General features: G+C 73.1%; 1 protein-coding gene. It reads right to left on the bottom strand.

The window, feature by feature from the left end; all coding sequences use genetic code 11:
* Positions 1–1,176 (bottom strand): serine/threonine-protein kinase (locus FMEAI12_RS26510; protein WP_146776770.1); only part of this gene is annotated, 1,176 nt, incomplete at its 3' end.
* Positions 1,177–1,392 lie beyond the last annotated feature (216 nt).

Raw genomic sequence — 1,392 nt, 5'->3', positions numbered from 1 at the left:
GGACACGGGGGAGAGGTCGCCCGGCAGGGGAGACAACAGGGTCTCGTGCGCGTGGTCTCCCGCGGCGGGCTCCGCCGCATTCCCGGGCTGGCCTTCCAGGCGGACCCCGACCGGTGACAGGGACATCCCGGGCCGTGGTGAGATGACCGTGTCGCCGGGAGCGCCGGGAGCGCCGGGAGCATCGGAAACACCGGGAGCGCCGGAAACGCCGGCGGGGTCGGCCTCGTGGGGTCCGGCGGGGGCGGTGTCGGGACGGCGGTCCGCGATCACGGCGCCTGGGCCGCCACCCGGGACGCTGATCATTGTCGCCTCGGGTGCGTCCAGGCCCGCCTCGGCGAGGTTCGCTTCACCGAGGGCCGCGTCGGTGCCCGCCAGCGCCGCCGTCAGCTCGGCGCGGGCGTGGCCGGCCGTGGCCGGGCGATCGCCGGGGGACTTTGCGAGCAGGCGGGCTATGACGGCCCACAGCGTTCCGGGCAGGGCCTCGAGGGGAGCGGGCGTCTGTTCCAGATGCGCCCGCAGCATGGCGATCGGATGTTCGGCGTTGAACGGCGGCCGGCCGGCCAGCAGCTCGTAGACGACGATCCCGATGCTGTAGAGGTCGGCGGCCGGCGTGGCCCGGGTCCCCTCGGACAACTCCGGGGCCATGTACCTCGGCGTCCCGATCAGCCCGGTGAGCCGGGTCATCGACGGGCCGTGGGCGATCCGCGCGATCCCGAAGTCGGTCAGCATCGCCCGCGGGTGCTCGGGGTCCGTGGTGTCGATCAGGATGTTGTCCGGCTTGATGTCCCGGTGGACCACACCCGTCCGGTGCACGGCGGCGAGCGCGTCCAGCACCTGGCTGACGAGGAGCACGGCCTCCCGCGGCGCCAGCACCTCTCGCGCGCGCAGGTACTTGCGCAGGTCGACACCGTCGACCAGGTCCATCACGATCGCGAGAGTGCCGCCCTCGACGACGAGGTCCCGGACCTTGACCAGGTGCGGGTGGTCGAAGCCCAGCAGGAGCTCACGTTCCCGCAGGAACCGCTCGACGACGTCGCTGTCGTCCGCGAGCTCGGCGCGAAGGATCTTGGCCGCCACCGGCGTGGCGTCAGCCTCGCGCTCGCCCCGCCACACCTCGCCCATGGCGCCGCGACCGAGTGGTGCATGCAGAACGTACTGCGAACCGAGTCGGCGCATCGCCGGCGTACCCCCCCGCCGTAAGCCATGTGGCGGAGAGTGAGTCTAATCCGCCCAGGTCAGCGGATCAGCCGCTCCGGATCAGGTGGCCGGGAAGGTCGAGGCGAGTCAACGGCGCCAGCCCTGCTCGTCGCGTTCGGCGACGGCGACTGCCGCGGATGGAGCGCCCGTAGCGCCCGTAGCGCCCGGAGCGGGCGGGGTGGATGAGGGGGACGG

It is taken from the genome of Parafrankia sp. Ea1.12, assembly GCF_900465275.1.
GTDB classification, from domain to species: Bacteria; Actinomycetota; Actinomycetes; order Frankiales; family Frankiaceae; genus Parafrankia; species Parafrankia soli.
This window is presented reverse-complemented; position numbering and strand designations above follow the sequence as displayed.